The organism is Thermobifida halotolerans (genome assembly GCF_003574835.2).
In the GTDB taxonomy this organism is placed as follows: domain Bacteria; phylum Actinomycetota; class Actinomycetes; order Streptosporangiales; family Streptosporangiaceae; genus Thermobifida; species Thermobifida halotolerans.
In genome coordinates, this window is sequence record NZ_CP063196.1 from 1661687 (window position 1) to 1687636 (window position 25950).

The 25950-nt window shown below is 72.9% G+C and carries 22 protein-coding genes; 17 read left to right on the top strand and 5 right to left on the bottom strand.

Annotated features, from left to right (window positions below; translation table 11 throughout):
- Positions 1-36 precede the first annotated feature (36 nt).
- Positions 37-720 (top strand): DsbA family protein, encoded by a 684-nt coding sequence (locus NI17_RS07400; protein WP_234402090.1) that lies wholly within the window; start codon positions 37-39, stop codon positions 718-720.
- A 9-nt stretch (positions 721-729) separates the two neighbouring features.
- On the opposite strand, the gene NI17_RS07405 is transcribed toward NI17_RS07400, so the two are convergent.
- From NI17_RS07405 to NI17_RS07415, 3 genes are all read right to left on the bottom strand, one after another.
- Complete coding sequence (locus NI17_RS07405) at positions 730-1497, bottom strand: potassium channel family protein (RefSeq protein ID WP_068693179.1); 768 nt, start codon at positions 1495-1497, stop codon at positions 730-732.
- A 327-nt stretch (positions 1498-1824) separates the two neighbouring features.
- Positions 1825-2160 (bottom strand): hypothetical protein, encoded by a 336-nt coding sequence (locus NI17_RS07410; RefSeq protein ID WP_068693178.1) that lies wholly within the window; start codon positions 2158-2160, stop codon positions 1825-1827.
- 622 nt (positions 2161-2782) lie between these two features.
- Positions 2783-3349: an RDD family protein gene (locus NI17_RS07415; RefSeq protein ID WP_068693177.1), complete on the bottom strand. Its 567-nt coding sequence runs from the start codon at positions 3347-3349 to the stop codon at positions 2783-2785.
- Between the two features lie 391 nt (positions 3350-3740).
- Between NI17_RS07415 and nirB the strand changes: the two genes are divergently transcribed.
- From nirB to NI17_RS07495, 16 genes are all read left to right on the top strand, one after another.
- Positions 3741-6260, top strand: a complete 2520-nt coding sequence (gene nirB, locus NI17_RS07420) for a nitrite reductase large subunit NirB (RefSeq protein ID WP_068693176.1) — start codon at positions 3741-3743, stop codon at positions 6258-6260.
- A 7-nt stretch (positions 6261-6267) separates the two neighbouring features.
- The gene (gene nirD / locus NI17_RS07425) at positions 6268-6627 is read left to right on the top strand and encodes a nitrite reductase small subunit NirD (protein ID WP_068693204.1); all 360 of its coding nucleotides are present in this window, start codon (positions 6268-6270) and stop codon (positions 6625-6627) included.
- Positions 6624-7793: a uroporphyrinogen-III synthase gene (locus NI17_RS07430; RefSeq protein WP_068693175.1), complete on the top strand. Its 1170-nt coding sequence runs from the start codon at positions 6624-6626 to the stop codon at positions 7791-7793. The genes nirD and NI17_RS07430 overlap by 4 nt, the downstream gene beginning before the upstream one ends.
- Positions 7793-8479, top strand: a complete 687-nt coding sequence (locus NI17_RS07435) for a sirohydrochlorin chelatase (RefSeq protein WP_068693174.1) — start codon at positions 7793-7795, stop codon at positions 8477-8479. Before NI17_RS07430 ends, NI17_RS07435 begins: the two co-directional genes overlap by 1 nt.
- Before the next feature lie 160 nt (positions 8480-8639).
- A complete protein-coding gene (locus tag NI17_RS07440; protein WP_341721519.1) occupies positions 8640-9758 on the top strand; it encodes a sensor histidine kinase in 1119 nt (372 codons plus the stop codon).
- A complete protein-coding gene (locus NI17_RS07445) occupies positions 9755-10441 on the top strand; it encodes a response regulator (RefSeq protein WP_068693172.1) in 687 nt (228 codons plus the stop codon). The genes NI17_RS07440 and NI17_RS07445 overlap by 4 nt, the downstream gene beginning before the upstream one ends.
- A 195-nt stretch (positions 10442-10636) precedes the next feature.
- Entirely contained in the window at positions 10637-11305 is a 669-nt protein-coding gene (locus NI17_RS07450) for a DUF2306 domain-containing protein (RefSeq protein ID WP_068693171.1), read from the top strand.
- 102 nt (positions 11306-11407) lie between these two features.
- Complete coding sequence (locus NI17_RS07455; protein ID WP_199860144.1) at positions 11408-11929, top strand: Tn3 family transposase; 522 nt, start codon at positions 11408-11410, stop codon at positions 11927-11929.
- Between the two features lie 246 nt (positions 11930-12175).
- The gene (rox, locus tag NI17_RS07460; protein WP_068693169.1) at positions 12176-13603 is read left to right on the top strand and encodes a rifampin monooxygenase; all 1428 of its coding nucleotides are present in this window, start codon (positions 12176-12178) and stop codon (positions 13601-13603) included.
- A 697-nt stretch (positions 13604-14300) separates the two neighbouring features.
- Complete coding sequence (locus NI17_RS07465; protein ID WP_068693168.1) at positions 14301-15611, top strand: FAD-binding oxidoreductase; 1311 nt, start codon at positions 14301-14303, stop codon at positions 15609-15611.
- A 108-nt stretch (positions 15612-15719) separates the two neighbouring features.
- Positions 15720-16901, top strand: coding sequence for an aminotransferase class V-fold PLP-dependent enzyme (locus NI17_RS07470; protein WP_068693167.1), 1182 nt, complete (start codon positions 15720-15722; stop codon positions 16899-16901).
- A 173-nt stretch (positions 16902-17074) separates the two neighbouring features.
- Positions 17075-17623, top strand: a complete 549-nt coding sequence (locus NI17_RS07475; protein ID WP_234402089.1) for a GNAT family N-acetyltransferase — start codon at positions 17075-17077, stop codon at positions 17621-17623.
- A 215-nt stretch (positions 17624-17838) separates the two neighbouring features.
- On the top strand, positions 17839-18765 hold the full coding sequence (locus NI17_RS07480; RefSeq protein WP_068693165.1) for a ribonuclease Z: 927 nt from the start codon (positions 17839-17841) through the stop codon (positions 18763-18765).
- A 288-nt stretch (positions 18766-19053) separates the two neighbouring features.
- Positions 19054-19674, top strand: a complete 621-nt coding sequence (locus NI17_RS07485) for a septal ring lytic transglycosylase RlpA family protein (protein ID WP_068693164.1) — start codon at positions 19054-19056, stop codon at positions 19672-19674.
- A 460-nt stretch (positions 19675-20134) separates the two neighbouring features.
- Positions 20135-20602, top strand: a complete 468-nt coding sequence (locus NI17_RS07490) for an Hsp20/alpha crystallin family protein (RefSeq protein WP_068693203.1) — start codon at positions 20135-20137, stop codon at positions 20600-20602.
- 154 nt (positions 20603-20756) lie between these two features.
- Complete coding sequence (locus NI17_RS07495; protein WP_068693163.1) at positions 20757-24290, top strand: TM0106 family RecB-like putative nuclease; 3534 nt, start codon at positions 20757-20759, stop codon at positions 24288-24290.
- Positions 24291-24658: 368 nt separating this feature from the next.
- Here the strand turns inward: NI17_RS07495 and NI17_RS07500 are convergent, their stop codons facing one another.
- Both NI17_RS07500 and NI17_RS07505 read right to left on the bottom strand, forming a co-directional pair.
- Positions 24659-24952 (bottom strand): type II toxin-antitoxin system prevent-host-death family antitoxin, encoded by a 294-nt coding sequence (locus tag NI17_RS07500; protein WP_170163013.1) that lies wholly within the window; start codon positions 24950-24952, stop codon positions 24659-24661.
- Positions 24953-25023: 71 nt separating this feature from the next.
- Positions 25024-25671 carry an FMN-binding negative transcriptional regulator gene (locus NI17_RS07505; RefSeq protein ID WP_068693161.1) on the bottom strand — a complete coding sequence of 216 codons (648 nt, stop codon included), beginning with the start codon at positions 25669-25671 and terminating at the stop codon, positions 25024-25026.
- Positions 25672-25950: the final 279 nt, after the last annotated feature.

The window sequence follows — 25950 nt, forward strand, 5'->3', positions numbered from 1 at the left end:
CGACGGAGAAGCCGTCGCGGAGCGGGTGGCTACGTCGTGCTTGCGGCGGCGCTGCTGCTGGTCGCCGTCGCTGCCGTGGTGCGTGTTGTCGACTGGTACGGCGATGGGGCGGTTCCCTCCACCGCGGCGAGTCCTTCCCCGTCCGGGTCCGTCGCGTCACCGCCCGTGCTGCGGGGACCGGTTCCACCGGAGGTCGAGACGGCGCTGACACTGGGTTCTGCCGAGGCGCCGGTGACCATGGTGGTGTTCAGCGACTACCAGTGCCCCTACTGCGCGACCTTCGCCACCGAGCAGCAGCCGGTGCTGGTGCGTGACTACGTGGAGACCGGGCTGTTGCGGCTGGTCTGGCGCGACTATCCCTACCTGGGGGAGGAGTCGGTGCGTGCGGCGGTGGCGGCCCGTGCGGCCGCGCGTCAGGGCGACTACTGGGACTACCACGAGGCGCTCTATGTCGACCCCGACGCCTGGATCGCCGAGGGGGCCTCGACGGAGAGCCTGGTCCGCGTGGCCGCCGAGGCGGGCCTGGACACCGACCGGTTCGTCGAGGACATGGCCGACCCCGCGTTGCGCGAGGCGGTGCGGGCCGACTTCGACTTCGGTCTCGGCCTCGGTGTTCCGGGGACCCCGGCGTTCCTTATCAACGGCACCGCGTTCTTCGGAGCCCAGCCGATCGAGAGGTTCGCCGAGCAGATCGAGGCCGCGTCGGACCAGGCCGACTGACGTTTCGTGTCACCTGTCGGCCGTGTGCGGTGGTGGTCCCTCGGTGCCGGGGCGGGCGGTCAGTTGTGCCAGTTGGGCGCGGAGTTCCCGGACCTCTTCGGTGAGGGCGCGCACGTCCGCCTGGCTGGCGGGAGGTGTGCTGCCGGAGGGGTGGACCCGTTCGGTGATCCATGACGCCAGGGTTCCGGTGACGATGCCGATCAGGGCCACTCCGAGCAGGAACAGCACTGAGGCGACGGCTCTTCCGCCGAGTGTGACCGGGTACAGGTCGCCGTAGCCGACGGTGGAGACCGTGGTCAGGGCCCACCACAGCGCGTCCTCGAAGGTGTGGATGGCGGCGTCGGCGTGCTGGCTCTCCAGGTGCAGCACCGCCAGGGAGGCGCACACCAGCACGATGATCAGCGTCACCGTTCCGTACAGGGTGATGTTGCCGCGCATGGTCGCCGAGGCGCTGCGGTCGAGTCGGTACAGCACGGTGACGACTCGGAGGATCTGCAGGGGACGCAGCACCGGGAGGGCGATCACGATGAGGTCGAGCAGGTGGCTGCGGATGAACGCCCGCCGGTTGGGGGCCAGGACGACCTGGGTCAGGTAGTCCACGGCGAACAGTGCCCAGGTCAGCCAGGTTACCCAGACGCAGACCTGCTGCAGGCGCGCGTCCAGGGTGGGCAGGAGGATCGGCAGTGCCCACGCCACCAGGAACAGCAGTGAGGCGAGGGTCAGGGGAAGGGAGACGCGGCGTTGCCACGCGGCGAGGAGGGTGGTGTTGTCGGTCATCGTGGTTGCGGCGCGGGTGTCGGGGATGTGGCGCCTTTCCTCCTGGTCGGGAGTCGGGGGCGTCGGGTTCGCGGAGGTGCCGGCCGTGCGGCTGACACCTGTCTTCCGTGGTGGGAAGGTTGTCCGTGCCGTTCCACGGTAGACGGAGGTGCTGCTGCGCTGGTGGGGTGCCTGCCGGATCGTTGCGGTTTCGATCCGGGGCGGGTGGGGAGGCGTCGGGACGTTCGGCGGTCCCGCCGTGGACCCGCGGGGTTGGGGCCGGTTCTGTCTCGGGGAACCGCGTACTCGGTGTCCGCCGGCGGTGCGGCGGCGGGGGCGTCGGTGGTCTCAGAGGAGCGGGTCGTCCCCGTCGTCGCGGTCGGCGGCCAGGTGGGCTTCGTAGTCGGACAGGAGGTCGTCGACGCTGCGTTGTTGTGCGTGGGCCAGGGCGGTGAGGCTGGCCAGGGCGAGGCGGCCGAGGGCGCTGGTGAGCATGACGAGTCCTTCGTGGCCGTGGTCGGCGGCGCGGTCGTAGAGTTGGCGGACCACTTCGTCGGAGGGGGCGCGTGCGGCCATGCGGTCGGCTCCGAGGACTTCGGCCATGTCGGCGTCGGCGTCGCCGACGCGGATGGCGCGCACGATGCTGAAGGCGGCGCGTTCGGCTTCGGTGTAGCGGTAGGGCATGGTGCTGTCTCCTCGTTGGTTCTGCGGGTGACTATCCCCGCTGGCCGGGGGATGTATCCGCGGGTGTGCGGGGTTCAGGTGCGGGGGTGGTGAGGAGGCGCGGGACTGCTGTGTCGCAGGGCGTGGCGGTGGCGGCCGGCCAGGATGTGGGCAGGGTGGGGTCGGACTCGCCGGTGTTCTGGCCGCGTCGGTGCAGTCGGTCGGTGACCGGTGGGCGGCTGTGGTGTTCGCTCATGGGTGGGGGAGGGGTGTGCGGCAGGCGTCGGCGTCGGGGAGTGCGGGGCGCCGGTCTGCGGTGGCCGGGCCGCCCGGTACACGCTGGAGGCCCTCCTGTGTCGGGTGCCGGGTGGTGGCGCGCGTCTATGTGTTCGGGTGGCCGGCCCGGGACGGCTGACTGCGTCGGGGGGTCGGTTCGCCCGGAGCGCGGTGCGGGGGTGGGTCGGCCGCCCCGACGCATGGGGACCTGCTCGGCCCGGTCAGGCGGTGCACTGACGCGGACGGCTCCCGCTTCCGCCGGGCGGGTGCGGTGGCCGTCCGCGTCGGTCTGGTCGGGTCGTTGCCTCGGGGCGCGTCGGTGGTGTGCGCCGCAGGCCCGCGATGCGGGGCCGGGACGGCTAGGCCGTTAGGCCGTCACGACCAGGGTGGCGGCGGCCCGGTCGTGGATGGAGCGTTGGCGTGGTTCGTCGATCACAGCCAGGACGACGTTGAGGACTCCGCCGAAGGGGAGCGCGTTCATCAGCAGGAGGAGGGCTGTTCGGGCCGCTGCCGATCCCTTCGTCGGTGGTTGCCCGGTGGCCGCGTCCACGACCCTGATCTTGAGTATCCGCTTGCCCGGCGTCTGTCCGCTGCGCGCGGTCGGCAGCCAGAAGTAGCAGAAGCTCGACAGTGCGGCCAGGAGCAGGGCGAGGAGGACCATGAGGGCGGCCAGGCCCTCGCTGCCGAGGTTGGACATGGTGACGGCTCCGCCTATTCCCACTCCCAGGTAGACCACGAAGAACAGGAGGACGGCGAGGACGGAGTCGATGGCGTAGGCGCCGATCCGGAGACCGAAGTTCGCCGGCTGCGGTCCCGGGGGGTGCTGGGCGGGGGGCCAGCCGTGGGCGGCAGCGGGCTGGGCGAGGGGCGGTGGGTGGCCGTAGGGGGCGGGCTGGGGCTGGTGGGGCTGTGGGAAGGACGGGGGGTGACCCATGGCCGCGGTTCCTCACACAGAGTTCGGTATCGGTGGACGCAGCGGATTCTGCCACCGATTTCCGGGGTTGTCGCATCGTCGTCTCGGCGGGGGAGCGGGTGCCGGGGCGGCGTGTGCGGTGTCACAGGGGTGGCTGCCGGAGGGGCGGAGGGGGCCGCGGGGGGGTGGTTGTCGCTGGCCGGGCCGCTGGTCCGGACGGTGTCCGAAGGGGAATCACACGTCTTCTACCTGGGGTGACAGGACAACGAAACACGCGTGTCACCTTTGGCTGACGGAGGTGAAACACGGTCGCGGTTGCCTTGGAAGCGGTACACGAACACGAGGACGCACCGTGCGGGGACGCAGCGTCGCGACGCCCGACCACGTCACACGCGAGGAGAGAGCACGCGGCATGGGACAACTTGTTGTCATCGGCAACGGCATGGTGGGCCACCGCCTGGTCGAGGCGCTTCGCGACCGCGACGCCGATCGCGCCTGGACGGTCACCGTCCTGGGTGAGGAGCCCCGGCCCGCCTACGACCGGGTCGCTCTGTCGTCCTATTTCGACGGCGCGACAGAGGAGGACCTGCGTCTGGGGGATCTGGGCGGTGACGATCGGGTGGTGCTGCGCCTGGGTGAGCGCGCCACCGCCGTCGACCGGGCCTCGCGCACCGTCACCACATCCGGGGGTGAGCGGATCAGCTATGACACGCTGGTGCTGGCCACCGGCTCCTACCCGTTCGTGCCCCCGGTTCCCGGACACGACCTGCCCGGCTGCCACGTCTACCGCACCATCGAGGACCTGGAGGCCATCACCGCCACCGCCGAGTTCGCGCGTACCGGTGTGGTCGTCGGCGGTGGTCTGCTGGGGTTGGAGGCCGCCAACGCGCTGCGGTTGCTGGGCCTGCGGGCGCACGTGGTGGAGATGGCGCCGTGGCTGATGCCCCGCCAGGTGGACGAGGGCGGTGGCGCGGTGCTGGGCCGTCTCATCGACGAGACCGGGGTCGTCTGCCACACCGGGGCCGCGCTCAGGGCCATCGAGGCCGACGCCGACGGGCACGCCGCGCGGGTGCTGCTGGGTGAGGACGAGGCGATCGACGCCGACATCGTCGTGTTCTCCGTGGGGGTGCGTCCCCGCGACGAGTTGGCGCGCGAGTGCGGTCTGGAGTTGGGGCCGCGCGGCGGTGTGGCCGTGGACGAGGCGTGTCGCACCAGTGATCCGCACATCTACGCGGTCGGTGAGTGCGCCAGCGTCGACGGCATGGTCTACGGGTTGATCGCGCCGGGCAACGCCATGGCCGAGGTCGTCGCCGACCGGTTGGTGGGCGGGGACGCGGTGTTCACCGGTGCCGACACCTCCACCAAGTTGAAGCTGCTGGGTGTGGACGTGGCCAGTTTCGGTGACGCCCACGGTCAGGCCGACGGCAGTCTGGAGGTGGTCGTCAACGACGCTCCCGGCAAGCGTTACGCCAAGCTGGTGGTCTCCGACGACGCGCGTACCCTGCTGGGCGGTGTGCTGGTGGGGGACGCCTCGGCGTATGCGGCGCTGCGGCCCATGGTGGGGCGGGAGTTGCCCGGGGATCCGCTGGCGTTCATCTCCCCCGGGGAGGGCGCGGGTGTGGGGGCGGGCGCGCTGCCCGACGACGCGCAGGTGTGCTCCTGTCACGCGGTGACCAAGGGCCGGATCATCCAGGCGGTCACCGAGGAGGGGGCCTGTGACGTCGCGGCGCTCAAGGGCTGCACCAAGGCCGGTACCGGGTGCGGCAGTTGTGTGCCGATGCTCAAGACGCTGCTGTCGGAAGCGGGGGTGGAGCAGTCCAGTGCGCTGTGTGAGCACTTCGCGCAGTCGCGTGCGGAGCTGGTGCAGATCGTCATGGCCACCGGTGTCGGCACGTTCTCGGAGCTGATCGGCCGCTACGGCAGCGGTCGGGGCTGCGACATCTGCAAGCCGGCGGTGGCGTCCATCCTGGCGTCCCTGGGCGGTGGGCACATCCTGGACGGCGAGCAGGCCGCGCTGCAGGACACCAACGACCACTTTCTGGCCAACATCCAGCGCAACGGCACCTATTCGGTGGTGCCGCGCATTCCCGGTGGGGAGATCACTCCCGACAAGCTCATCGTCATCGGTGAGGTCGCCCGCGACTTCAACCTCTACACCAAGATCACCGGTGGGCAGCGCATCGACCTGTTCGGTGCGCGGGTGGAGCAGTTGCCGCAGATCTGGAGGCGTCTGGTGGACGCCGGGTTCGAGTCGGGGCACGCCTACGGCAAGGCGTTGCGTACCGTCAAGTCGTGTGTGGGGTCCACCTGGTGCCGCTACGGCGTGCAGGACTCGGTGGGGTTGGCCGTGGAGTTGGAGCTGCGGTACCGGGGGTTGCGGGCCCCGCACAAGATCAAGGCCGGGGTGTCGGGGTGTGCGCGCGAGTGCGCCGAGGCGCGCAGCAAGGACGTCGGGGTGATCGCCACCGAGCAGGGGTGGAACCTGTACGTGGGCGGCAACGGCGGGTTCACGCCGCGGCATGCCCAGTTGCTGGCCTCCGACCTCGACCACGACACGCTGATCCGCTACATCGACCGGTTCCTGATGTTCTACATCCGTACCGCCGACCGGTTGCAGCGTACCGCGCCGTGGATCGAGTCGATGGACGGCGGTCTGGAGCATGTGCGTGCGGTGGTCGTGGAGGACTCGTTGGGTGTCGCCGAGGAGTTGGAGGCGGCGATGGCCCGGCACGTGTCCTCCTACGCCGACGAGTGGCGTGGTGTGCTGGAGGATCCCGACAAGCTGTCCCGTTTCGTGTCGTTCGCCAACGCGCCCGGGACTCCCGATCCCACGATCCGGTTCGAGGTGGAGCGCGGCCAGCCCGTTCCCGTGTCCGCTGAGGCTCCTGTCGACCTCGGCCTTCCTGTTCTCCCGGCCCACGTGAAGGGGTGATGTGCACATGACCACGACGACTCTGACCCATGAGCGCAGTTGGGTGGGTGTCTGCCCGAGCGGTTCGCTCATTCCCGAACGCGGTGTGGCGGTGCTGCTGCCCGACGGTGCGCAGGCGGCGCTGTTTCGCACCTTCGACGGTTGTCTGTACGCCGTCGGCAACGTTGATCCGTTCAGTGGTGCGGCGGTGATGTCGCGCGGCATCGTGGGGGACCGCGGTGGTGAGCCGACCGTCGCCTCGCCCATGCTCAAGCAGGTGTTCTCGCTGCGCAGCGGTGTCTGCCTGGATGTCGAGGGCGTGGGGTTGCCGGTGTATGCGGTGCGGGAGCGCGGGGGCCGTGTCGAGATCGCGGCGGAGAGCACATGACGGCGCTGGTCCATCGGCACAGGAGTGTTCCGCGGCAGGGGATCGCGGAGGCGCCGTTGGCGGGGTTCACCGTCGCGGTCACCGCCGCGCGGCGCGCCGAGGAGTTGTCGGCGTTGTTGCGGAGGCGGGGGGCGCAGGTGGTGTCGGCTCCGGCGCTGCGGATCGTGCCGCTGAGTGATGACGCGCAGTTGATGGAGGTGTCCTCGGCTTTGGTGGCCGAGCCCGCCGATGTGGTGGTGGCCACCACGGGGATCGGTTTCCGCGGTTGGGTGGAGGCGTGTGAGACGTGGGGGCTGGCGGAGGCTCTGCTGCGGTCGGTGCGGTCGGCGCGGGTGCTGGCGCGTGGCCCCAAGGCCAAGGGGGCCGTGCGTGCGGCCGGGTTGACCGAGGAGTGGTCGCCGCCGTCGGAGTCGTCGGCCGAGGTGTTGGACTATCTGCTGGAGCGGGGGGTGGAGGGGCTGCGGGTGGCCGTGCAGTTGCACGGTGAGCCGCTGCCGGATTTCTGCGCCGCGCTGCGGATGGCCGGTGCCGATGTGGTGGAGGTGCCCGTCTACCGGTGGACGGCGCCGGAGAACGTGGCGGCGTTGGACCGGTTGGTCGAGTCGGTGATCGGTGGTGGTGTGGACGCGGTCACGTTCACCAGTGCTCCGGCGGCGGCGGGGTTGGTGGAGCGGGCGCGTCTGACCGGTGAGGGGGATCGGTTGCTGGCCGCGTTGCGCGGTGAGGTCATGGCGGTGTGTGTGGGGCCGGTGACCGCCGGGCCGCTCATGGCGTGCGACGTGCCCACCGACTGGCCGGCGCGGGCCCGTATCGGTGCGTTGGTCAAGCATCTGTGTGAGGTGTTGCCCGAGAGCCGTCCGGTGCTGCCGGTGGCCGGTCACCGGATTCGGTTGCTGGGGCACGCGGTCAGTGTGGACGGGCGGTTGCGTCCGGTCTCGCCCGCGCCGATGCGGGTGCTGCGGGAGTTGGCGCGCCGACCGGGGCGGGTCATGGACCGTACGGAGCTGCTGCGGTGTCTGGGCGATGACGCCGACAGTCACGCCGTGGAGACGGCGGTGGCGCGGCTGCGGTCGGCTCTGGGGGATTCCCGGATCATCCAGACGGTGGTCAAGCGCGGCTACCGGTTGGCGTTGGATGCCGGTCACTGTCCTGCGGGGGAGGTGTGATGCGTCCCGCGTTGGTGGTGGCGGTGCACGGTACCCGGGATGTGCGGGGTACGGAGGCGGCGCGCGCGTTGGTCGGGCGGGTTGCCGCGCGGGTGGACGCGCGGGTGGAGTTGGCGTTCGCGGACGTGCGTGCGCCTGATGTGGGTGCGGTGGCCGCCGCGGTGGCGGGGCCGGTGGTGGTGGTGCCCGCGTTCTTGGCCAGTGGCTACCACGTGCGGGTGGACATTCCGGCGCAACTGGAGCGGGTCGGGCGTTGCGACGTCTGTGTCACCGAGGCGTTGGGGGCGGATCCGCGGTTGGTGGTGGCCGCGGCGGCCCGGCTGGTGGAGGCGGGGTGGCGGCCGGGGGACGCGGTGGTGCTGGCGGCCGCGGGCTCGTCGGATCCGGGTGCGCTGGCCGAGGTCGCCGATGCCGCCGAGCGGTTGGGGCGTCTGGTGGGCGCGCGGGTGCGTGTGGCGTATGCGGCGACCGCGTCTCCGCGGGTGGATGAGGTGGTGGCCGGTCTGCGTGCGGCGGGGCACGAGCGGGTGGCGGTGGCGTCGTGGCTGCTGGCGCCGGGTCTGTTCCATGCCCGTGTGGTGGGGTCGGGGGCGGACGTGGTCGCCGGACCGCTGTTCGCCGATGAGGGTGTGGTCGAGGCGGTGGTGGAGCGCTACCGTCGCGCATCGGTTGCGGTGCCCGCCTGAGCGCACGTGTGCGGCTTCCGTCCGCATGTCTTCTGTCGGGGAGGCGGTGGGTGGGGGCCTGTGTGGTGGGTCTTCCGGGGGCGCCGTGGGTGGTTTCTCGTACTTTGGGCCGATCCGCGGCGGGGTCCGGTCCCCGTAGCATGATCCCGTGTATGGCCTTGTGCGTTCCGTGTGGGACGAGCCCCGCCCCTCCCCCTCTCCGCCGCCGCGTGCCTGGTGGGACTGGGCACTCGTGGGGGTGTTCGCGGCGGCCGTGGTGCTGGAGGGGGTGGTGAGACCGGACCTTCCGGCCCTGTCGGTGGCGGTCACCGTCGGGCTGGTGCCCACGCTGCTGTGGCGCCGCTCCCGGCCGCTGCCGGTGCTCGTGGTCGCCTTCGGCGTTTCGGGAGTGGTTCCGCTGGTGACGGGTGGCGGGGCCGCGGAGATGTACACGACGGGGTATCTCCTGCTTCTGCCGTACGCGCTGTTTCGGTGGGGTTCGGGTCGTGAGGTCGTGGCCGGCTCGGCGGTGGTGCTCGCCAAGTTCGGCCTCTCGCTCGCCTTCGACGGCCCCGGTCTCGCCGACGCGGTCGGCGGGTTCGCCGTTCTGTTCTCGGTCGGTGCCCTGGGCACGGCACTGCGGTACCGGGCGGGGGCCAGGGCCCGCGAACTCGACCGGGTCCGGTTGCTCGAACGCGAGCGGCTGGCCCGCGACCTGCACGACACCGTCGCCCACCACGTCTCGGCGATGGCGGTCCGCGCCCAGGCGGGACTGGCCACGGCGTCGCGGCCGGGGGCCGCGGTCGACGCCCTGCGGGTGATCGAGACCGAGGCGTCGCGCACCCTCACCGAGATGCGTGCCATGGTCCGTGCCCTGCGCCGCGGTGGACCGGCGGACCTGGCGCCCAGTCCGCGCGTCGGTGACCTGGAACGGCTCGCGGGTCGGTGCGGGTCGGGCCCGGCCGTCGAGGTGCACCTCGACGGCCCTCTCGACGAGCTTCCTCCGCCCGTGGGCACGGCGGTCTACCGCCTGGCCCAGGAGGCGGTGACCAACGCCCGGCGCCACGCCCGCAACGCCACCCGCGTCGAGGTCCGCGTCACCGCCGACGACAGGTCGGTGCGCCTGCGGGTGAGCGATGACGGCGAGACCGGCTCGCTGCGCCCGGGGGCGGCGCCCGGCTACGGGATCGTCGGCATGGTCGAACGCGCCCACCTGCTGGGCGGCACCTGTGAGGCCGCTCCAGACCCCGGTCGGGGGTGGACCGTGACCGCCGTGCTGCCCCGGAGTGGGGCGGCATGAGTATCCGGGTGGTCGTCGCCGACGACCAGGAGATCGTCCGCACCGGCCTGACGATGATCCTCGACGCCCAACCGGGCATCGACGTCGTCGGTGAGGCCGCCGACGGGCGGGAGGCGGTCGCGCTCGCCCGTCGGCTGCGGCCCGACGTGTGCCTGTTCGACGTCCGCATGCCCGGGGTCGACGGTATCGAGGCCACCCGCGCCCTCGCCGGTCCGGGCGTCGCCGACCCGCTCGCCGTCGTCGTCATCACCGTCTTCGACCTGGACGACTACGTCCACGCCGCGCTCAAGGCGGGTGCCCGGGGCTTCCTGCTCAAGGACGCCGGCCCCGAGCTGCTCGCCCAGGCGGTTCGTGCGGCCGCGGTCGGGGACGCGCTCATCGCCCCCAGCGTCACCGCGCGGCTGCTGCGGGCGTTCGCCGACACCGGGCCCGCCGAGTCGCCGGTGCAGCCCGTCGAGCCGCTCACGGACCGGGAGGAGCAGATCCTGGTCGCCGTGGCGCGCGGGCGGACCAACAGCGAGATCTCGGCCGAGTTCCACATCACGCTCAGCACCGTCAAGACCCACATCGCCAGCCTGATGGCCAAGATCGGGGCCCGTAACCGTGTCGAGGCCGCCATGTGGGCCTACGAGACCGACCGGCTCAGGGACCGGTCCGGAGGCGGCGGCGCTTCTCGGCGGTGACCGGCCCTCTCGTGGAGGTCCGCACCCGGGGAGTCGTGTGGAGGGGGCGGCCGAAGTACGGAGCCGTCCTCGTACTATCGGCCGACCCGGTTCAGGCCCATGTTCCGATGAGTCGACGCCCCCTCGACCGTCACGATCGAGTCATGGCGACAGCAGACACGACGTCGCGTCGCCGCAACCACGAAAGGACTCGTTGTGACCTCCTCCAGCCGACGCGAGTGGCTCGTGATCGCCCTGTTGATCCTGCTCAGTGCGGTTCCTGTGCTCGCCGGCGCCGTCCGGCTGGGCGAGCTGGCCGGTGGCGCGCAGATCACGCCGGAAAACGCCCGGTTCTTCGCCTCGCCCACACCCGTGGTGCTGCACATCATCAGTTCCGTCGTGTACTGCGTGTGGGGGGCCTTCCAGTTCGCCCCCCGCTTCCGTCGTCGGCGGATCGGCTGGCACCGTGCCGCCGGGCTGCTCCTGGTCCCGCTCGGGCTCCTCTCGGCGTTCTCGGGGCTGTGGATGACCCTGTTCTACCCCCGTCCCGAGGGTGACGGCGACCTGCTCACCCTCCTGCGGCTCGTGTTCGGCTCGGCCATGGTCCTGTCTTTGGTCCTCGGCTTCGTCGCGGTGCGGCGGCGCGACATCGCCGGGCACAGCGCCTGGATGATCCGCGGTTACGCGATCGGTCAGGGCGCGGGCACCCAGGTGCTGACCCACCTGCCGTGGGCGCTGTTGCTCGGCGCCCCCGGCGAACTCAGCAGGGCGGTGCTCATGGGCGCCGGCTGGGTGATCAACATCGCCGTGGCCGAGTGGATCATCCGTGGGCGCTCGGTGGGGTCTGCCCGTTCCGCTCCGGTCTCGCGCATGGGGCAGGTGTGAGGGGGCGTTAGGGCGCGTACCGAGGTGGTGGGGGTCGGGGAGGTGGAGCGGCCCGTGTCCGCCGACGGCGGCTGGTCCGGGTGGGGGCTTCGGTGTGGTCGCGTGCGGGTGGTCGTGCGGGGGCGGGTGCCGATCGTGGAGCGGTGGGGCGGGGGCCTGTTCGCCTCGGTGGACGGGCTGCGATTCGTGGTGTCCGAGCGGGTCGTCGACGCCGGGCCGTCGCCGCACATCCTGGCGAACCGGCGGCCCACCGTGGAGGAGTCCCTTCACAAGCTGGTCGGGGACATCGGCCACTCCGAGCGCGGGCGGACCACGCAGGCGTACCGGACGGGGCGGGAGGACCGGTTCGGCGGGCTCGGCCTGGTTCTCGACGCCGCGGTGCTGTGGACCATCCGTTCTCTGGACGCCGCTGTCGAGCAGCTACGGGCGTTGCCCGCCGAAGCACGCGGGCCCGGCGTGCTGAACAACGTGCCGGGCCGCTACAGCTTCCGCGCCGCTCTCCCGGCTGGCGGCGGTGTCGCCGTACGCGGCACCTCACCGCTTCGGGAGGAGCTGGTCCGTTCACAGCGGAACAAAAGACAAAGGCAAGGAGTTTGGTTCCTCCTTGCCATTTCTAATGTATAGCACACCGGGGGGCTTGCGGCAAGACCCGGGTTGTGCTGCAGAATCGTCGATCGAAGCCAGAACCTGCGGAAATTCGGGAATTCGCGGCGCACGCGTGCTTTTGTCGACGTGTGGGGTGCGCGGGACGTCGAATGGGCTCGCGGTGCGATTGCGGGAAATCGGCGCGGAAGTGCGGGTGCGCGCGCCGCCGAAGTGCGCGGAACAGCTGACCGAAATGCAACCCAACCTTGTTGAACGGGGATTTCCATGATCGACGTGATCGTGGTCGGCGGTGGGCCGACCGGTTTGATGCTGGCCGGTGAACTGCGGCTGCACGGCGTGCGCGCGCTCGTGCTGGAGAAGGAGACGGAGCCGACCGAGGTCGTGCGCGCGCTCGGTCTGCACGTGCGCAGCATCGAGGTGATGGACCAGCGCGGCCTGCTGGAGCGGTTCCTCGCACACGGCCGAAAATACGTGCTCGGCGGCTACTTCGCCGGTATCGACAAGCCGTGGCCGGACCGGCTGGACACCACGCACTCCTACGTCCTCGGCATCCCGCAGCCCGTCGTCGACCGACTGCTGGCCGAGCGCGCCGCCGAGCTCGGCACCGAGGTCCGGCGCGGCCGCGAGCTGGTCGGGTTGAGCCAGGACGAGGACGGGGTGACCGCTGAGCTGGCCGACGGCACGCGGCTGCGCTCGCGCTACCTCGTCGGCTGCGACGGCGGCCGCAGCACGGTGCGCAAGCTGCTCGGTGTCGGCTTCCCCGGTGAGCCCGCCAGGACCGAGTGGCTGCTGGGCGAGATGGAGGTGACCGAGGACCCGGCGACGATCGCCGCCATCGTCGCGGAGGTCCGCAAGACCCATCGCGGGTTCGGCGCCGGGCCCCTCGGGGAGGGGGTGTACCGCATGGTCGTGCCCGCCGAGGGGGTGGCCGAGGACCGCACGGTCCCGCCGACCCTGCAGGAGTTCAGGCAGCGGCTGCGCGTGTTCGCCGGCACCGACTTCGGCGCGCACTCACCGCGCTGGCTCTCCCGGTTCGGCGACGCCACCCGGCTGGCCGAGCGCTACCGGGTCGGCCGGGTGCTGCTGGCCGGCGACGCGGCACACGTCCACGCTCCGCTCGGCGGGCAGGGGCTCAACCTCGGTATCCAGGACGCGTTCAACCTCGGCTGGAAACTGGCCGCCCAGGTCGGCGGCTGGGCGCCGCGGGGGCTGCTGGACAGCTACCACACCGAGCGGCACCCGGTGGCCGCCGACGTGCTGAACAACACCCGCGCGCAATCGGAGCTGATGTCCCTCGAACCGGGACCCCGGGCGGTGCGCCAACTGGTGTCGGAACTGATGGACTTCGAGGAGGTGAACCGGTACCTGATCGAGAAGATCACCGCGATCGGGGTCCGCTACGACTTCGGCGAGGGGCACGAACTGCTCGGACGGCGGATGCGGGACGTGCGGCTGGAGCGGGGGCGCCTCTATGAGCTGATGCACGGCGGCCGCGGGCTACTGCTCGACCAGACCGGTCGGCTCTCGGTGGCGGGCTGGGCGGACCGGGTCGACCACGTCACCGATGCCAGCGAGGAACTGGACGTGCCCGCCGTACTGCTGCGGCCGGACGGCCACGTGGCGTGGGTCGGTGAAGACCAGCAGGATCTGTCCAGCCAGCTGCCCAGGTGGTTCGGCGCCGCCGCCGGCTGAGCGCGCGGTTGTGGCGTGACAGGGGCGGGACCTGTCTCCGGCCGGGTTCGGCGCGGTCCGGTGTCCTTCCCCGCCAGATCGAAGCCCCGCGAAGTACGCCGATCCCGGCACGGCCGACCTCACCGGGTTTTTCCCGTCCGTGGTTGAGGGCGTTCCGAGGCAGCGGGTGCTTGCCGGGATGTTCGAGTACCGGATCGTGACTTCTGGTCCCGGTGCTCGGGGTGGTGGCGGCCGCGTGGGCGCCGGGCGGATTCCTCGTGGACCGCCGCCACCTGTCGCTCACACCACCGGGTGACCTCCGGCCACCCGCCTTCCGCGATTGGGCGGCAGGTGGTGGCGGTTCTGCGGAGGACCAGGAGGCGATCATGGTTTCGCGGGTCGCCGTCTGCAATGGACTTGGCGCCCTGTCGGGCCGCATCGGCGGTGGAACGCCACGACTGCCCGAACTGTGACGCGCCCGCCAACAGCACTGCCGCTGCGTACCGGCCGGGAACCCGCGTCCACGGCCGCAGCCTCCACCAGCACACCCTCCGCTCCGGCGCGGGAGCGGAGGCGACGAAGACACCCCGGGATTCGTGCCCCTTTCGTGACCAACTTTGCCGCTCCCGCTCCGTCATAGACGGTGGACCGCGCCGGAACCCGCCCGCACGTCAGGTCCGGCCGCGAACGAAGAGACCCGAGCAGTGAGGATCCCGCCATGCCCGCAGACGATCTCCGCACCGCCGTCCGGGGCAGCGTGCTGCTGCCCGGCGACGACGGTTTCGCCCAGGCATGCCGGGCCTGGAACCTGACGGTGGACCAGCCGGTGGCCGCCGTGGTGGAGGCCGCGGACGCCGACGACGTCGCCGCCCTGGTGCGCTGTGCCCGCCGGAGGGGCCTGTCCGTGGCGGCCCAGCCCAACGGGCACGGCGCCTCCGGCGACACCGACGGGGTGATCCTGCTGCGCACCGGCCGCCTCGACGGCGTGGAGGCGGACCCCGAGCGGCGCACGGCCCGCATCGGCGCCGGGGCCCGCTGGGAGCAGGTGCAGCGGGCCGCGTCCCCGCACGGCCTGACCGGCCTGGCCGGCAGCATGCCCCGCATCAACGTGGTGGGCTACACCCTGGGTGGCGGGCTGTCCTGGTTCGGCCGCAGGCACGGCTGGGCCTGTGACGCGGTCCGCGCCTTCGACATCGTCGACGCCGACGGCGACCGGGCGCGGGTCAGCGCCGAGGAGAACCCCGACCTGTGGTGGGCGCTGCGCGGCGGCGGGGGCGACTTCGCCGTGGTGACCGCGGTCGAGGTGGAACTGTACCCCGCGCCGGGCCTGTACGGCGGACGGGTGGTGTGGCCGGGAGAACGCACCGCCGAGGTGTTCGAGGCGTTCGTGGAGATCACCGGGAACGCGCCGCGCGAGCTGTCGGTGTGGTTCCAGCGCTTCCAGCTCCCCGAGGCCCCGCCCGTGGTGGCCGTGGACGCCGCCTACCTGGGAGACCCCCAGGAGGGCAGGGCGGCGCTGGCCCGCCTGGACAAGATCGGCGGCGCACTGGCCGACACGCGCGCCGTGCTGCCGGTCGAGAGGCTGGGAGACATCACCGCCGAGCCGACCGACCCCACCCCGGGGCTGGGGCACACCGAACTGCTCACCGGCCTCGACGCGGAGACGGCACGGGCCCTGACCGACGGGCCGGTCGCGCCGCTGGTCAACATCCAGGTGCGGCACCTGGGCGGCGCGCTCGCCGAGCCCCGGCCCGGCGCCGGTGCGCGCGGCCCGCTCACCGAGCCCTACCTGGTGCACCTGCTGGGTCTGGGCCTGCCGCGCCTGCGGCAGGCCGTGGCCTCCCGCAGGGCCGAGCTGGTCGAGGCGCTCGGTGCCCGGGCGGGCGGACCCAAGCCCTACACCTTCCTGGTACCGGGTGAGCGGGCGGCGGACGCCTTCGACGCCCAGACCCTGGAGCGGCTGCGCGCCGTCAAGCGCTCCCGCGACCCGCACGGGGTGTTCCGGGCGAACTTCTCGGTCCTGCGCTGAGCGCAGGAGGCCGCCGGTGCGCCCGCCGGCGGCCCGGTTCCCGCGGGTCCGCACCGGTGTGGCAGCGTGGGCACGGCACACCGGTCCCGTCGACGAGGAACCTTCTCCATGGACATCGAGGCACTGCGCAGGGACACCCCCGGGTGCGCCCACAGGGTGCACCTGAACAACGCCGGGGCGGGACTGCTGTCCGAGCAGACGCTGCGGGCGATGACCTCCCACCTGGAACTGGAGGCCGCCATCGGTGGCTACGAGGCCGCCGACCGGGAGGCGGAGCGCATCGGCGCCGTCTACGCCGACATCGCCGAACTCGTGGGCGGACGGGCCGAGGAGGTGGCGCTGTTCGACAGCGCCACCCGCGCGTGGAGTGCCGCGTTCTCCGCCGTGGCCCTCAGCCCGGGCGACCGGATCCTGACCTGCCGGGCCGAGTACGGCAGCAACGCGCTGGCCTACCTGCGGGCCGCCCGGCGCACCGGCGTCGAGATCGTCGTGGTCCCCGACGACGAGTCGGGGCAGATCGACACCGCCGCGCTGGCCGACCTGGTCGACGAGCGCACCAGGCTGGTCGCGGTCAGCCACGTCCCCACCAGCGGCGGACTCATCACCCCGGTCGCCGAGATCGGCCGGATCACCCGGGCCGCCGGAGTTCCCTTCCTGCTGGACGCCACCCAGTCGGTGGGGCAGTTCCCGGTCGACGTCGACCGGATCGGCTGCGACATGCTCTGCGCCACCGGCCGCAAGTTCCTGCGCGGGCCGCGCGGCACCGGTTTTCTGTGGGTGCGCACCGAGGCGCTGGAGTACCTGGAGCCCCACGCCGTCTCTTTGAAGGCCGCCACCTGGGACGGCGGGCGCGGCTTCACCTGGAACGGCGGCGCGCGGCGCTTCGAGACCTGGGAGATGAGCCCCTCCAACGTCCTGGGCCTGGGCGCGGCCGTGCGCCAGGCCCTCGGCGTGGGGCTGGACCGGATCGGTCGGCGATCCGTCGCGCTCGGCGCCCGCCTGCGTGAGCGTCTCGACGCCGTGGCGGGCCTGGCCACCCACGATCTGGGGCGGCAGCGGTGCGCCATCGTCACCGCCACGGTCGCCTCCCTGCCCGCCGCCGACGTCGCCGCCGCGCTCGCCCGCCACGGCGTCAACGTCTCGGTCACCGCCGCCGACCACACGCCGTTCGACACCGAGCGGCGCGGTCTGCCTCCGCTGGTGCGGTTCTCCCCGCACTACTACAACACCGAGGCCGAACTCGACCGGGCGGTCGAGGTCGTCGCCGCGCTCGCCCGCACGGCCGCCTGAGTCACCGGTGCGGTCCGTCGACGGTTCGGCGGGCCCGGGGCACGGACCCGAACTCGGCCTTGCGCGGCGGGCGGCTGTTCTTTCCCCGTGGGGCGGGGAGGTCGGGCCGCGGACGCGGTCTGCGGGGGTGGCCCTGCTTGAGTCGGCGGCGGGCGGGAACAACCCTGGAGACCATGACCACCCGACCGCGTGCCCGCCGAATGCGGGTCCTGGAGGCGGAGCCGATACGCACCGCGCGGCTGCGCCTGGACCCGCTGCGTGTCGACGACGCCGCCGAGATGGCCGAGGCGCTGGCCGACCCGGCCCTGTACCGCTTCCTCGGCGGTGAGCCGCCCGACGAGGAGCGGCTGCGCGAGCGCTATGCCGACCTGGTCGCGGGCGCGGAGGAGCCGGGGGTGTCCTGGTGCACCTGGACGGTGCGCCAGGCCGCGGACGGTCGGGCCGTGGGCATGGTGCAGGCCGTCGTCGGTCCCGACGTGGGCGGGATGCGCGCCGTCATCTCCTGGATGGTGGGCACGGCCTGGCAGCGCCGCGGATACGCCGCCGAGGCGTCGCGCGCCCTGATGGGGTGGTTGCGCGAGCGGGGTGTGGGCACCGTCACCGCGCACATCGACCCGCGCAACGCGCCGTCGGCCGCGGTGGCCCGCTCCCTCGGCCTGGCGCCCAGCGGAGGCGACCACCACGGCGAGGACGTGTGGACCGACCGTCCCCGCCGCACCTGACCCCGCCCTCGCGGGGTTTGCGGACAGCGCCGCTCCCGGTGTCCGAAAATCCCGCCGCCGCGTCAGGTCTTCCACTGGGGCCTTGGCGAGCTGGGAAAACGTGGGGGGTGTGTGTCCGAAACCCCGCGGGGGCCAAGGCGGGGGCGGGGTGCGGGGCGGCCGGTGACCGTAAAAAGGGCGGGCGCCCACCGGGCGGACTTGGCAGAATCGGCGGCATGTCGACGCGCGAACTCACCATCCTGGGCACCGCCAGCGCGGTTCCGACCAAGCGGCGCGGACACAACGGCTACTTCCTGCGCTGGGACGCCCACGGCATCCTGTTCGACCCCGGTGAGGGCACCCAGCGGCAGATGCGGCACGCGGGCCTGGCCGCGCACGACATCACCCGCATCTGCGTCACCCACTTCCACGGCGACCACAGCCTGGGTCTGCCCGGGGTGGTGCAGCGCATCGCCCGCGACCGCGTCGACCACCCGGTGCGGGTGGCCTACCCCGGGCAGGCCCAGGCCTACTGGGAGCGGCTGCGGCACGCCACCTCCTTCGTCGACACCGACGTCGTGGAGGCCCAGCCCGTGGCCGGGCAGGAGGCGGTCGTGGCGGGGGAGGAGGACCTGGTGGTCACCGCGCTGCCGCTGCACCACTCGATCCCCACCTACGGCTACCGGATCGCCGAACCCGACAGTGTGCGGATGCTGGCCGACCGGCTCGCCGAGCGCGGGATCCGCGGTCCGGCGGTGGGCCGGCTCAAGGCCGAGGGGTTCGTGGTGGACGCGGCGGGGCGGCGCGTGGAGTTGGCCGACCACAGCGTCCCCAGGCGAGGGCAGGTGTTCGCGTTCGTGATGGACACCGGCCTGTGCGACAACGCGATCCGGTTGGCCGAGGGCGCCGACCTGCTGGTGATCGAGGCGACCTTTCTCGACGCCGATGCCGACCTGGCCGAACGCTACCGGCACCTGACCGCCGCGCAGGCCGGATACGTCGCCGCGCGCGCCGGGGTGCGCCGCGTGGTGCTGACCCACATCTCCGAACGCTACGGCAGCGACGACGACGCGCGGTTCGTGGCGGAGGCCGCCGAGCACTTCGACGGCGACATCGTGCTGGCCGAGGACCTGGCGCGGGTCGCGGTGCCGCGCCGCGTCTGAGGCGGATCCGGCACGCGGGAACGGAGTCCCCGGCGGGCGAGGCGACGGTCGGGGGCGCTTCGGTGGTCCTTGACCGGCAGCGTGCGGGGCGGGTAGACACGGGTGCGGGTCACAGCCGGTGACGGCCGGTCGTCGGCTCGCGTGCACGGCGTGCACGCCCGTCGCGGCCGTGGACCCCGCTGCCCCGTGCCCCGGGCGGCGACGCCGCGCCGCCCGCCGTGTCCGGCGGCGTCGCCGATCCGGCCGTGCGGCGTGCTCTCCTGTCGTCTCACCGAAGGACTCATCACCGTGGGTAGAAGATCCCTGTCGCGTCTGCTGGCACGCAGGCCCAGCCGCGCTGTCGCCACCGCCGCCGCCGTGGCCGTGCTCACCGCGGGAGGCGCCGCCGCGGTGACGTTCGGTGACCTGGACGCCTCCGCCGACCAGGCGGTCAGCGCCGCCGTCATCCCCGAAGCCCCGCCGATCGGGCAGGCCTCGGCCGCGCCGCTGGACGAGCGGGAACGCCAGCGGGCCACCCAGGTGCGCGAGGAGGCCGTGGCCGACGGGGTGCGCACCGCCCGGGTCGACGCGGCGGCGGCCCAGCAGGCCCCCGCCGCCTCCGAGGCCGGGCAGGAGGGCGCCTCCGGGCAGGCGGGACAGTGCGAGGCGTCCATGTACGGTGATCCGCAGCCCACCGCCTCGGGGGAGACCTTCGACCCGACGGCGCTGACCGCGGCGCACAAGACCCTGCCGTTCGGCACCATGGTCGAGGTCACCAACATCGCCGACGGCCGCAGTGTCACGGTGCGCATCAACGACCGGGGCCCCTACGTCGCCGGCCGCTGCCTCGACCTGAGCACCGCCGCGTTCTCCGCGATCGCCTCGCCCAGCCAGGGGGTGATCCAGGTCTCCTGGAAGGTGGTGGACTGACCCGCCGCGGTGGCCGTATGCGGCCATTCCCGCCAGGGGCCGGTGCGTCTCTCCGGGGCGCCGGTCCTCGGCTGCGGGTATCCGCCGTCTCCTGTTCGTCGCGGCGGCGGCCACGCCGATCGCCGCCGCCCGGGTGGCGCGTTCCGTGCCGCCGGGCACGCCGACCACCTCGGCGCCGTCACTCCGCCGTTGCCGCCCGTGGTCGCCGTGGCGCTGGCCGCGGCGACCACGGGCGTGGGTGTGTGCGGTGTTCTCCCTGTCCCGGCTGGTGCGGGTGCCCGCCCCGGGGTGGCGGCCCGGGACTGTCGGCGGCCCGGGGCGGGCCCCTTTCCCGATTCCGTAAAAGCCGCGGCGCGGGCGTGTGACGGGTGCGGGTTCTCGGTAGCCGCGCCGGTGGCGTGGGCGCGCAACGGCCCGTGTCCGCGCACCGGTTTGGTGCCGAACAGGAAGGATGATCGCGATGGCACTTCCCGTGACCCGTCGCCGGGAGCGGCTGATTCCCACGCAGTGGAATCCGTTTCCCGAGTTCGAGGAGCTCTACGACCGGATGGGACGGCTGCTGGAGTCCACCCTGGGTGAGCCGGCGGCCTCCGGGACGATGATGTGGACGCCGCTCGCGGACGTGTCCGAGGGCGAGGACTCCTACATCGTGGAGGTCGAGGTTCCGGGGCTGGCCAAGGACGACATCGACATCCAGGTCAGCGGCAACGAACTGGTCATCTCCGGAGAGACCAGGCAGCAGGAGAGGGAGGGGGTGCGCACCCACCGGCGGATGCGCCGCTACGGCCAGTTCGAGTACCGCACCCTGCTGCCGGGCGACATCGACCCCGAAGGTGTCCAGGCCAGGCTCGACAACGGGGTGCTCACCGTCACCGCTCCCAAGAGCGACCAGGGCAAGCCCCGCCGCGTCGCTATCTCCCAGGACTGAGGACTCGCACCGCACCGGGCCGCGCCCCGCACGGCTGGGGTGCGGCCCGGTGGCGTGCGCGCCGCCGCGTGCCGGCAGGCGCGGCGGTGAGGGCCGCCGGTGACGGTGCGACATGGCAGAATGCCCCGCGAGTCCTGAGACGCGGGGGTGGCGAGTGTTCCGAACCGGATCGGGGTGGGTGTTCTCACCCACCGATCTCGTGGACGCGATGGAGTGCGGGCACCGCAGCGCGCTCAAACACGCGCTGGCCGCCGGAGTGGACGGCGCTCCCGCGCCCGAGCCGCTGGACGCGCTGGTGGCGCGCGGCGGCGAGGCCCACGAGCACGCCGAACTGCAGCGGCTGGTCGACCTGTTCGGCGACGACGTGGTGGTCATCGACAATCCCCGCCCCACCCACGCCGACCTGACCGCGGCGGCCGAGGCCACCCGCGAGGCCGTGCTCGCCGGGGCCCCCGTGGTCTACCAGGGGGTCTTCTACGAGCCCGTGCGTCCGGGCGTGGCCTTCCACGGCCGCGCCGACTTCCTGATCAGCACCGCCGTGGACCCGGCCACCGGGCGTCGCCGCGACGTCGACGCCAAGGTCCGCCACGAGCCGTGGGACGCCAAACTCGCCCACCGGGTGCGCCCCGGCGCGGTGCTGCAGTTGGCCGCCTACGCCGAGGCGCTGGGCCGCACCGGGCTGGGGGAGCCGGAGTTCATGCACCTGCTCACCGGGGACGGCCGCACCCACACGCTGCGCGTGGCCGAGTACCTTCCCCTGCTGCCGCAGGTGCGCCACCGGCTGCTGCTGCGGATCGCCGAGTCGCCCGCGCTGCCCGCGCCGCTGTGGGGCGAGCCGTGCGCGGCCTGCGACAGTTGCGGCTATGCGGCGCTGTGCGCCGAGGGGCGTGCCCGCGACCGGCATCTGAGCCTGGTGGCGGGCATCAGGGGCGACCAGATCGCGAAACTCCGCGACGCCGGCATCGCCACCATCGACGCGTTGGCGTGCGCCCGCGAGGAGGACCGGCCCGCGACGTTGCCCCGACACTCCTATGCGCGGCTGCGGGAGCAGGCCGCCCTGCAGGTGCGCCAGGACGCCACCCGAAGCCCCGACAACCCCACCGGCACGGTCATCGCCACCGTCTACGCCGACGACGGTCTGGCGATGCTGCCCGAGCCCTCCCCCGGCGACGTGTTCTTCGACATGGAGGGCTACCCCTACCACGAGGGCCGCGGCCTGGAGTACCTGTTCGGTGCCCTCACCTGCGACGACGGGCGTTTCCACGCGTTTTGGGCGCACGACCGCGCCCAGGAGCGGCGGGCGTTCGAGGCGTTCGTGGACTTCGTGTGCGAGCGCATCGACGCCCACGAGGGCGCGCACGTCTACCACTACGCCTCCTATGAGGCCGACCGGCTCAAGACACTGGCGGCCGCGTTCGGCACGCGCGAGACCGAGGTGGACGAGCTGCTGCGGCAGCGCCGCCTGGTCGATCTGTACACCGTGGTCAAAAAGAGCCTGCGGGTGTCGCAGCGCTCCTACTCGATCAAGTACCTGGAGCCTCTCTACCTGGAGCAGTACCGGTCGGGGGCGGTGGTGACGGCCGCCTCCAGCATTGATGCCTACGCCGCCCACCTGGGGGCGTGCGAGGCCGGGGACACCGCGGAGGCGGAGCGGATCCTCGCCGACATCGCCGCCTACAACCGCGACGACTGCGTGTCCACCGCGCGGCTGCGCGACTGGTTGGAGCGGCTGCGCGTCGAGCACGGGGTGGGTGCGCGGCCGGTGGCCTCGGCTCCGGTGGAGGACGGCGACGCCGAACGCGCCGCCGAGGCCGCCCGCCGCCGCGCCGAGGTCGAGGAGCGGCTCAGCGCGTTGACCGGCCCGCTGCTGGCGGGGGTGCCCGAGGAGCCGCGGCAGCGCGGCGTCGAGGAGCGGGCGCGGGCGCTGCTGGCGGCGCTGGTCGGCTACTACCGGCGGGAGGAGGCGCCGCTGTGGTGGGACTTCTTCCGCCGCCTGGCCGCTCCGGTGGAGGAGTTGGAGGCCGACACCGACTGCCTGGTGCCGCTGCGGGTGCGCGCCGGGGAGTGGAACCCCCCGCAGGGGCGGCAGCGCAAGGCGTGGCGGCGGGTGGAACTGTTCGCCGACACCGGTCGCCCGCATCCCTTCACCACGGGCGAGCAGGTGCGGCTGCTGTATCCGGGGCCGCCCGGGCAGGCCGCCGACACGGTGCCGGTCACGGTGGAGCACGCCTCCGCCGACCGGGTCGCGGTGGTGGAGAAGTGCGACACCGGCGCCGAGCACGACCGCCGTCCGCTGGCGGTGCTGCCGGGCTCCCCGGTGCGTTCGGCCCCCAAGGACCAGGCGCTGTGGGAGGTGGCCGAACGGGCGGTGGCCGCACTGCCCGACACGGTGACCTGTGCCGGGTTGGACGTGCTGCGTCGGGTGCCGCCCCGGCTGCGCGGCGGCGGACCGCTGCCGGATCCGCGGGACTTCGACGGTGACGCGGTGGCCGCGGTGATCGCCGCCGTCGACCGCCTGGACTCCTCCTATCTGGCCGTGCAGGGGCCGCCGGGGGCGGGCAAGACGTATCTGGCGGCCCGGCTGATCACCCACCTGGTCGCCTCCGGCAGGAGCGTGGGGGTCTGCTCCACCAGCCACAAGGCCATCGAGAACGTCCTGGGCGCGGCCGTGCGGGCCGCCGCGGAGGCCGGTGTGGCGCTGCCGTGCGCCAAGCGCCCCGCCGACCGGCCCGATCCGGCGCTGGCCTGGCACCAGCCCCGGCAGGTCAGGGAGTTGGTGCGGTGGTGTGCCGAACAGGACGGCGGGTTCGTGGTGGGGGGCACCGCGTGGAACTTCGCCAACGACAGCATGCGCGCCACCCCGCTGGACGTGCTGATCGTCGACGAGGCGGGCCAGTTCGCGCTCGCCGACACCCTCGCGGTCTCCGCGTCAGCCCGCGACCTGGTGCTGTTGGGGGATCCGCAGCAGTTGCCGCAGGTGGTGCAGGGCACCCACGGTGAGGGCGCCGACTCCTCGGCGTTGGAGCACCTGGTGGGCGACACCGAGATCATCGACGCGTCGAGGGGCTACTTTCTGGACCAGACCCGCCGCATGCACCCGCGGGTGTGCGAACCGGTGTCGCGGCTGGCCTACCGGGGGCGGCTGCATGCCCACCCGGTGGCGGCGCGCCGCCACCTGGAGGGGATCGACGCGGGCCTGTACCGACGCGTCGTCGCGCACAGCGGGCGCAGCACCCACAGCCCCGAGGAGGTCGCGGCGGTGGTGGAGGTGGTCTCCCGGCTGGTGGGAGTGGACTTCTGCGAACCGGGGGCGGCCCCGCGTCCCCTCACCGGCGGTGACGTCCTGGTGGTCGCGCCGTTCAACCTGCAGGTGCGGGCGCTGCGCGCCGCGTTGGCGGACGCGGGGCTGGAGGGGGTGCGGGTGGGCACGGTCGACCGGTTCCAGGGCCAGGAGGCGCCGGTGGTGGTGTGCTCGATGACGGTGTCGGGGGCGGTCGAGGCGGCGCGCGGGCTGGACTTCGTGCTGTCGCGCAACCGTCTCAACGTGGCGCTGTCGCGCGCCCAGGTGCTGGCGGCGCTGGTGTACTCGCCGGACCTGGTCGGTGCGGCTCCCCGTTCGGTCGCCGAGTTGCGGGTGCTGGCGGGGTTCGCGGACCTGTGCGCCCAGGCCCGCGACTGGCAGGGGTAGGGGGCCGGGAGGACCACCGCGGGGTTCAGCGGTGGAGACGGCCCGGTTCGGAAACGGGATCCGGCGCTCGCGCAGGTACGCCTCCGACTCGGCGGCCCGGTCCACCGGCCGGGCGTCGACCGCCGTCCACCCACACCAATCCCAGGAGCGGAAAGAGCCGGTGAACGCCGCCGAGGACCCGCCTGGCCGCGGCCCGCTGGATCGCCGTGGAACGGCGGGAAAGGCGTGCTCCAGCACACCGCCTCCCGCACAAGGATGGTGTCAGGTGTCGGATCGGGGATCGCGTCATGCGGGGGCCGGTGGCCGCGGCGGCCAGCAGGGCGCGGGCGGCGGCCGGGGTCTCGGGCCCCACAGCACGGTGCGCAGGCTCACAGGTCGAGGGCGTCGCCGAGGCCGTCCACCAGCTCCTGGCGGCTGCGGGCGGGGGAGCGGGTCCAGGTGGTCTCGCCGCGCTCGTCAGCGGCGGCCAGTTCGGTGACGCGGCGGCGGTCGCGGTCGCGGCGCAGTTGGCGCAGTTCCTCGTAGGCCTCGGCGGACACGAGCACGGCTTCGGGGCGGCCGTAGCGGGTGGTGGTGACGGCCTCGCCGGTGCGGGTGACCAGGTGGCCCACATGGTGTGGGGTCGAGCAGTCCCGCACGTCATCGCGGAGCGGACCGGCCACCCGACCATGCTGACAGCCTGCGCGGACGTGCGGGGGAAGCGAAGTCCCGGGTGTGTGCCCGAAAGGGCGGGTCAGGGCTTCCAGGGGCCGATGCGGTCCAGGCGGCGGCGCTGCTGGTGCGCGGTGGGCGCGTCCAGGCCCCGGCCCCGTTCGGTGAGGCGGTCGGCGACGTTGGTGCGGTGCTCGACGGGTTTGTGGTCGTCGTATTTGAACTTGGCCAGAACCTGGGTGACCTCCAGGCGCAGGCCGCGGATGCCGGACAGCATCCGCCCGTAGGGGGGTTGGTCGACGGCGACGGGAGCGTGGTCGCCGTCGGGCTGGAAGTGCGCCATCTGGCGGCGCAGCAGCTCGGCCTTGGCCTCGGGGTCGTCGATGATGGCGGCGCGGCAGGTGAACCGGACGGCCGTGTAGTAGCTGGTGGGGACGCCATCGTGGGGCGGGGTTCCGGCCGGGGCGCGCCAGGGGCCGGGGATGAAGGCGTAGTCGCCGATGACGGTGAAGGCGACGTCGGCATCGCGCTCGATCGCCTTCCAGACCGGGTTGGGTCGGGCCAGGTGGATCAGGAGGTGGTTCTCGTCGACGGTGAAGTGGGTGGGGACGGTCAGGGGCGGGTCGCCCGGCAGGCCGTTGACGCAGAGCTGTCCGAAGTCGTGGCCCTGGGCGATCCAGTCCTGCCATTCGTTCTTGTCCAGGGCGGCGTCCCAGGGGTGGACCAGCATGGTGTTCTCCTTACGCGGGTGGCGGGGCGGTCTGCGGGCGGTTCAGGTCGGGGCCGGTGGGAGAAGCTTCCTCGGTTGCCGCCCTGTGGCGCCGAACGGGGCTCTGAGCAGCGGCCACGGGTCCGGCCGATCACGGCGCACAGCACACGATCCCTGGGGGTGCGTCCACGCCACCGGCCCCGGGCGGCGTACTCGTGCACGAGGAGGCCGTCCGGGGCCGGTGGTGGAGCGTTCACGGCACATCCCACAGGATTCGGTCACACGACCGAGCGGTACAGC

Coding starts and splice junctions, on each gene's coding strand:
- NI17_RS07445 (WP_068693172.1), top strand. CDS start 9,755: ATGAGTATCCGGGTGGTCGTCGCCGACGACCAGGAGATCGTCCGCACC.
- NI17_RS07430 (WP_068693175.1), top strand. CDS start 6,624: ATGACGGCGCTGGTCCATCGGCACAGGAGTGTTCCGCGGCAGGGGATC.
- NI17_RS07435 (WP_068693174.1), top strand. CDS start 7,793: ATGCGTCCCGCGTTGGTGGTGGCGGTGCACGGTACCCGGGATGTGCGG.
- NI17_RS07480 (WP_068693165.1), top strand. CDS start 17,839: ATGTCGACGCGCGAACTCACCATCCTGGGCACCGCCAGCGCGGTTCCG.
- NI17_RS07505 (WP_068693161.1), bottom strand. CDS start 25,671: ATGCTGGTCCACCCCTGGGACGCCGCCCTGGACAAGAACGAATGGCAG.
- NI17_RS07490 (WP_068693203.1), top strand. CDS start 20,135: ATGGCACTTCCCGTGACCCGTCGCCGGGAGCGGCTGATTCCCACGCAG.
- rox (WP_068693169.1), top strand. CDS start 12,176: ATGATCGACGTGATCGTGGTCGGCGGTGGGCCGACCGGTTTGATGCTG.
- NI17_RS07470 (WP_068693167.1), top strand. CDS start 15,720: ATGGACATCGAGGCACTGCGCAGGGACACCCCCGGGTGCGCCCACAGG.
- nirD (WP_068693204.1), top strand. CDS start 6,268: ATGACCACGACGACTCTGACCCATGAGCGCAGTTGGGTGGGTGTCTGC.
- nirB (WP_068693176.1), top strand. CDS start 3,741: ATGGGACAACTTGTTGTCATCGGCAACGGCATGGTGGGCCACCGCCTG.
- NI17_RS07410 (WP_068693178.1), bottom strand. CDS start 2,160: ATGCCCTACCGCTACACCGAAGCCGAACGCGCCGCCTTCAGCATCGTG.
- NI17_RS07475 (WP_234402089.1), top strand. CDS start 17,075: ATGACCACCCGACCGCGTGCCCGCCGAATGCGGGTCCTGGAGGCGGAG.
- NI17_RS07415 (WP_068693177.1), bottom strand. CDS start 3,349: ATGGGTCACCCCCCGTCCTTCCCACAGCCCCACCAGCCCCAGCCCGCC.
- NI17_RS07405 (WP_068693179.1), bottom strand. CDS start 1,497: ATGACCGACAACACCACCCTCCTCGCCGCGTGGCAACGCCGCGTCTCC.
- NI17_RS07465 (WP_068693168.1), top strand. CDS start 14,301: ATGCCCGCAGACGATCTCCGCACCGCCGTCCGGGGCAGCGTGCTGCTG.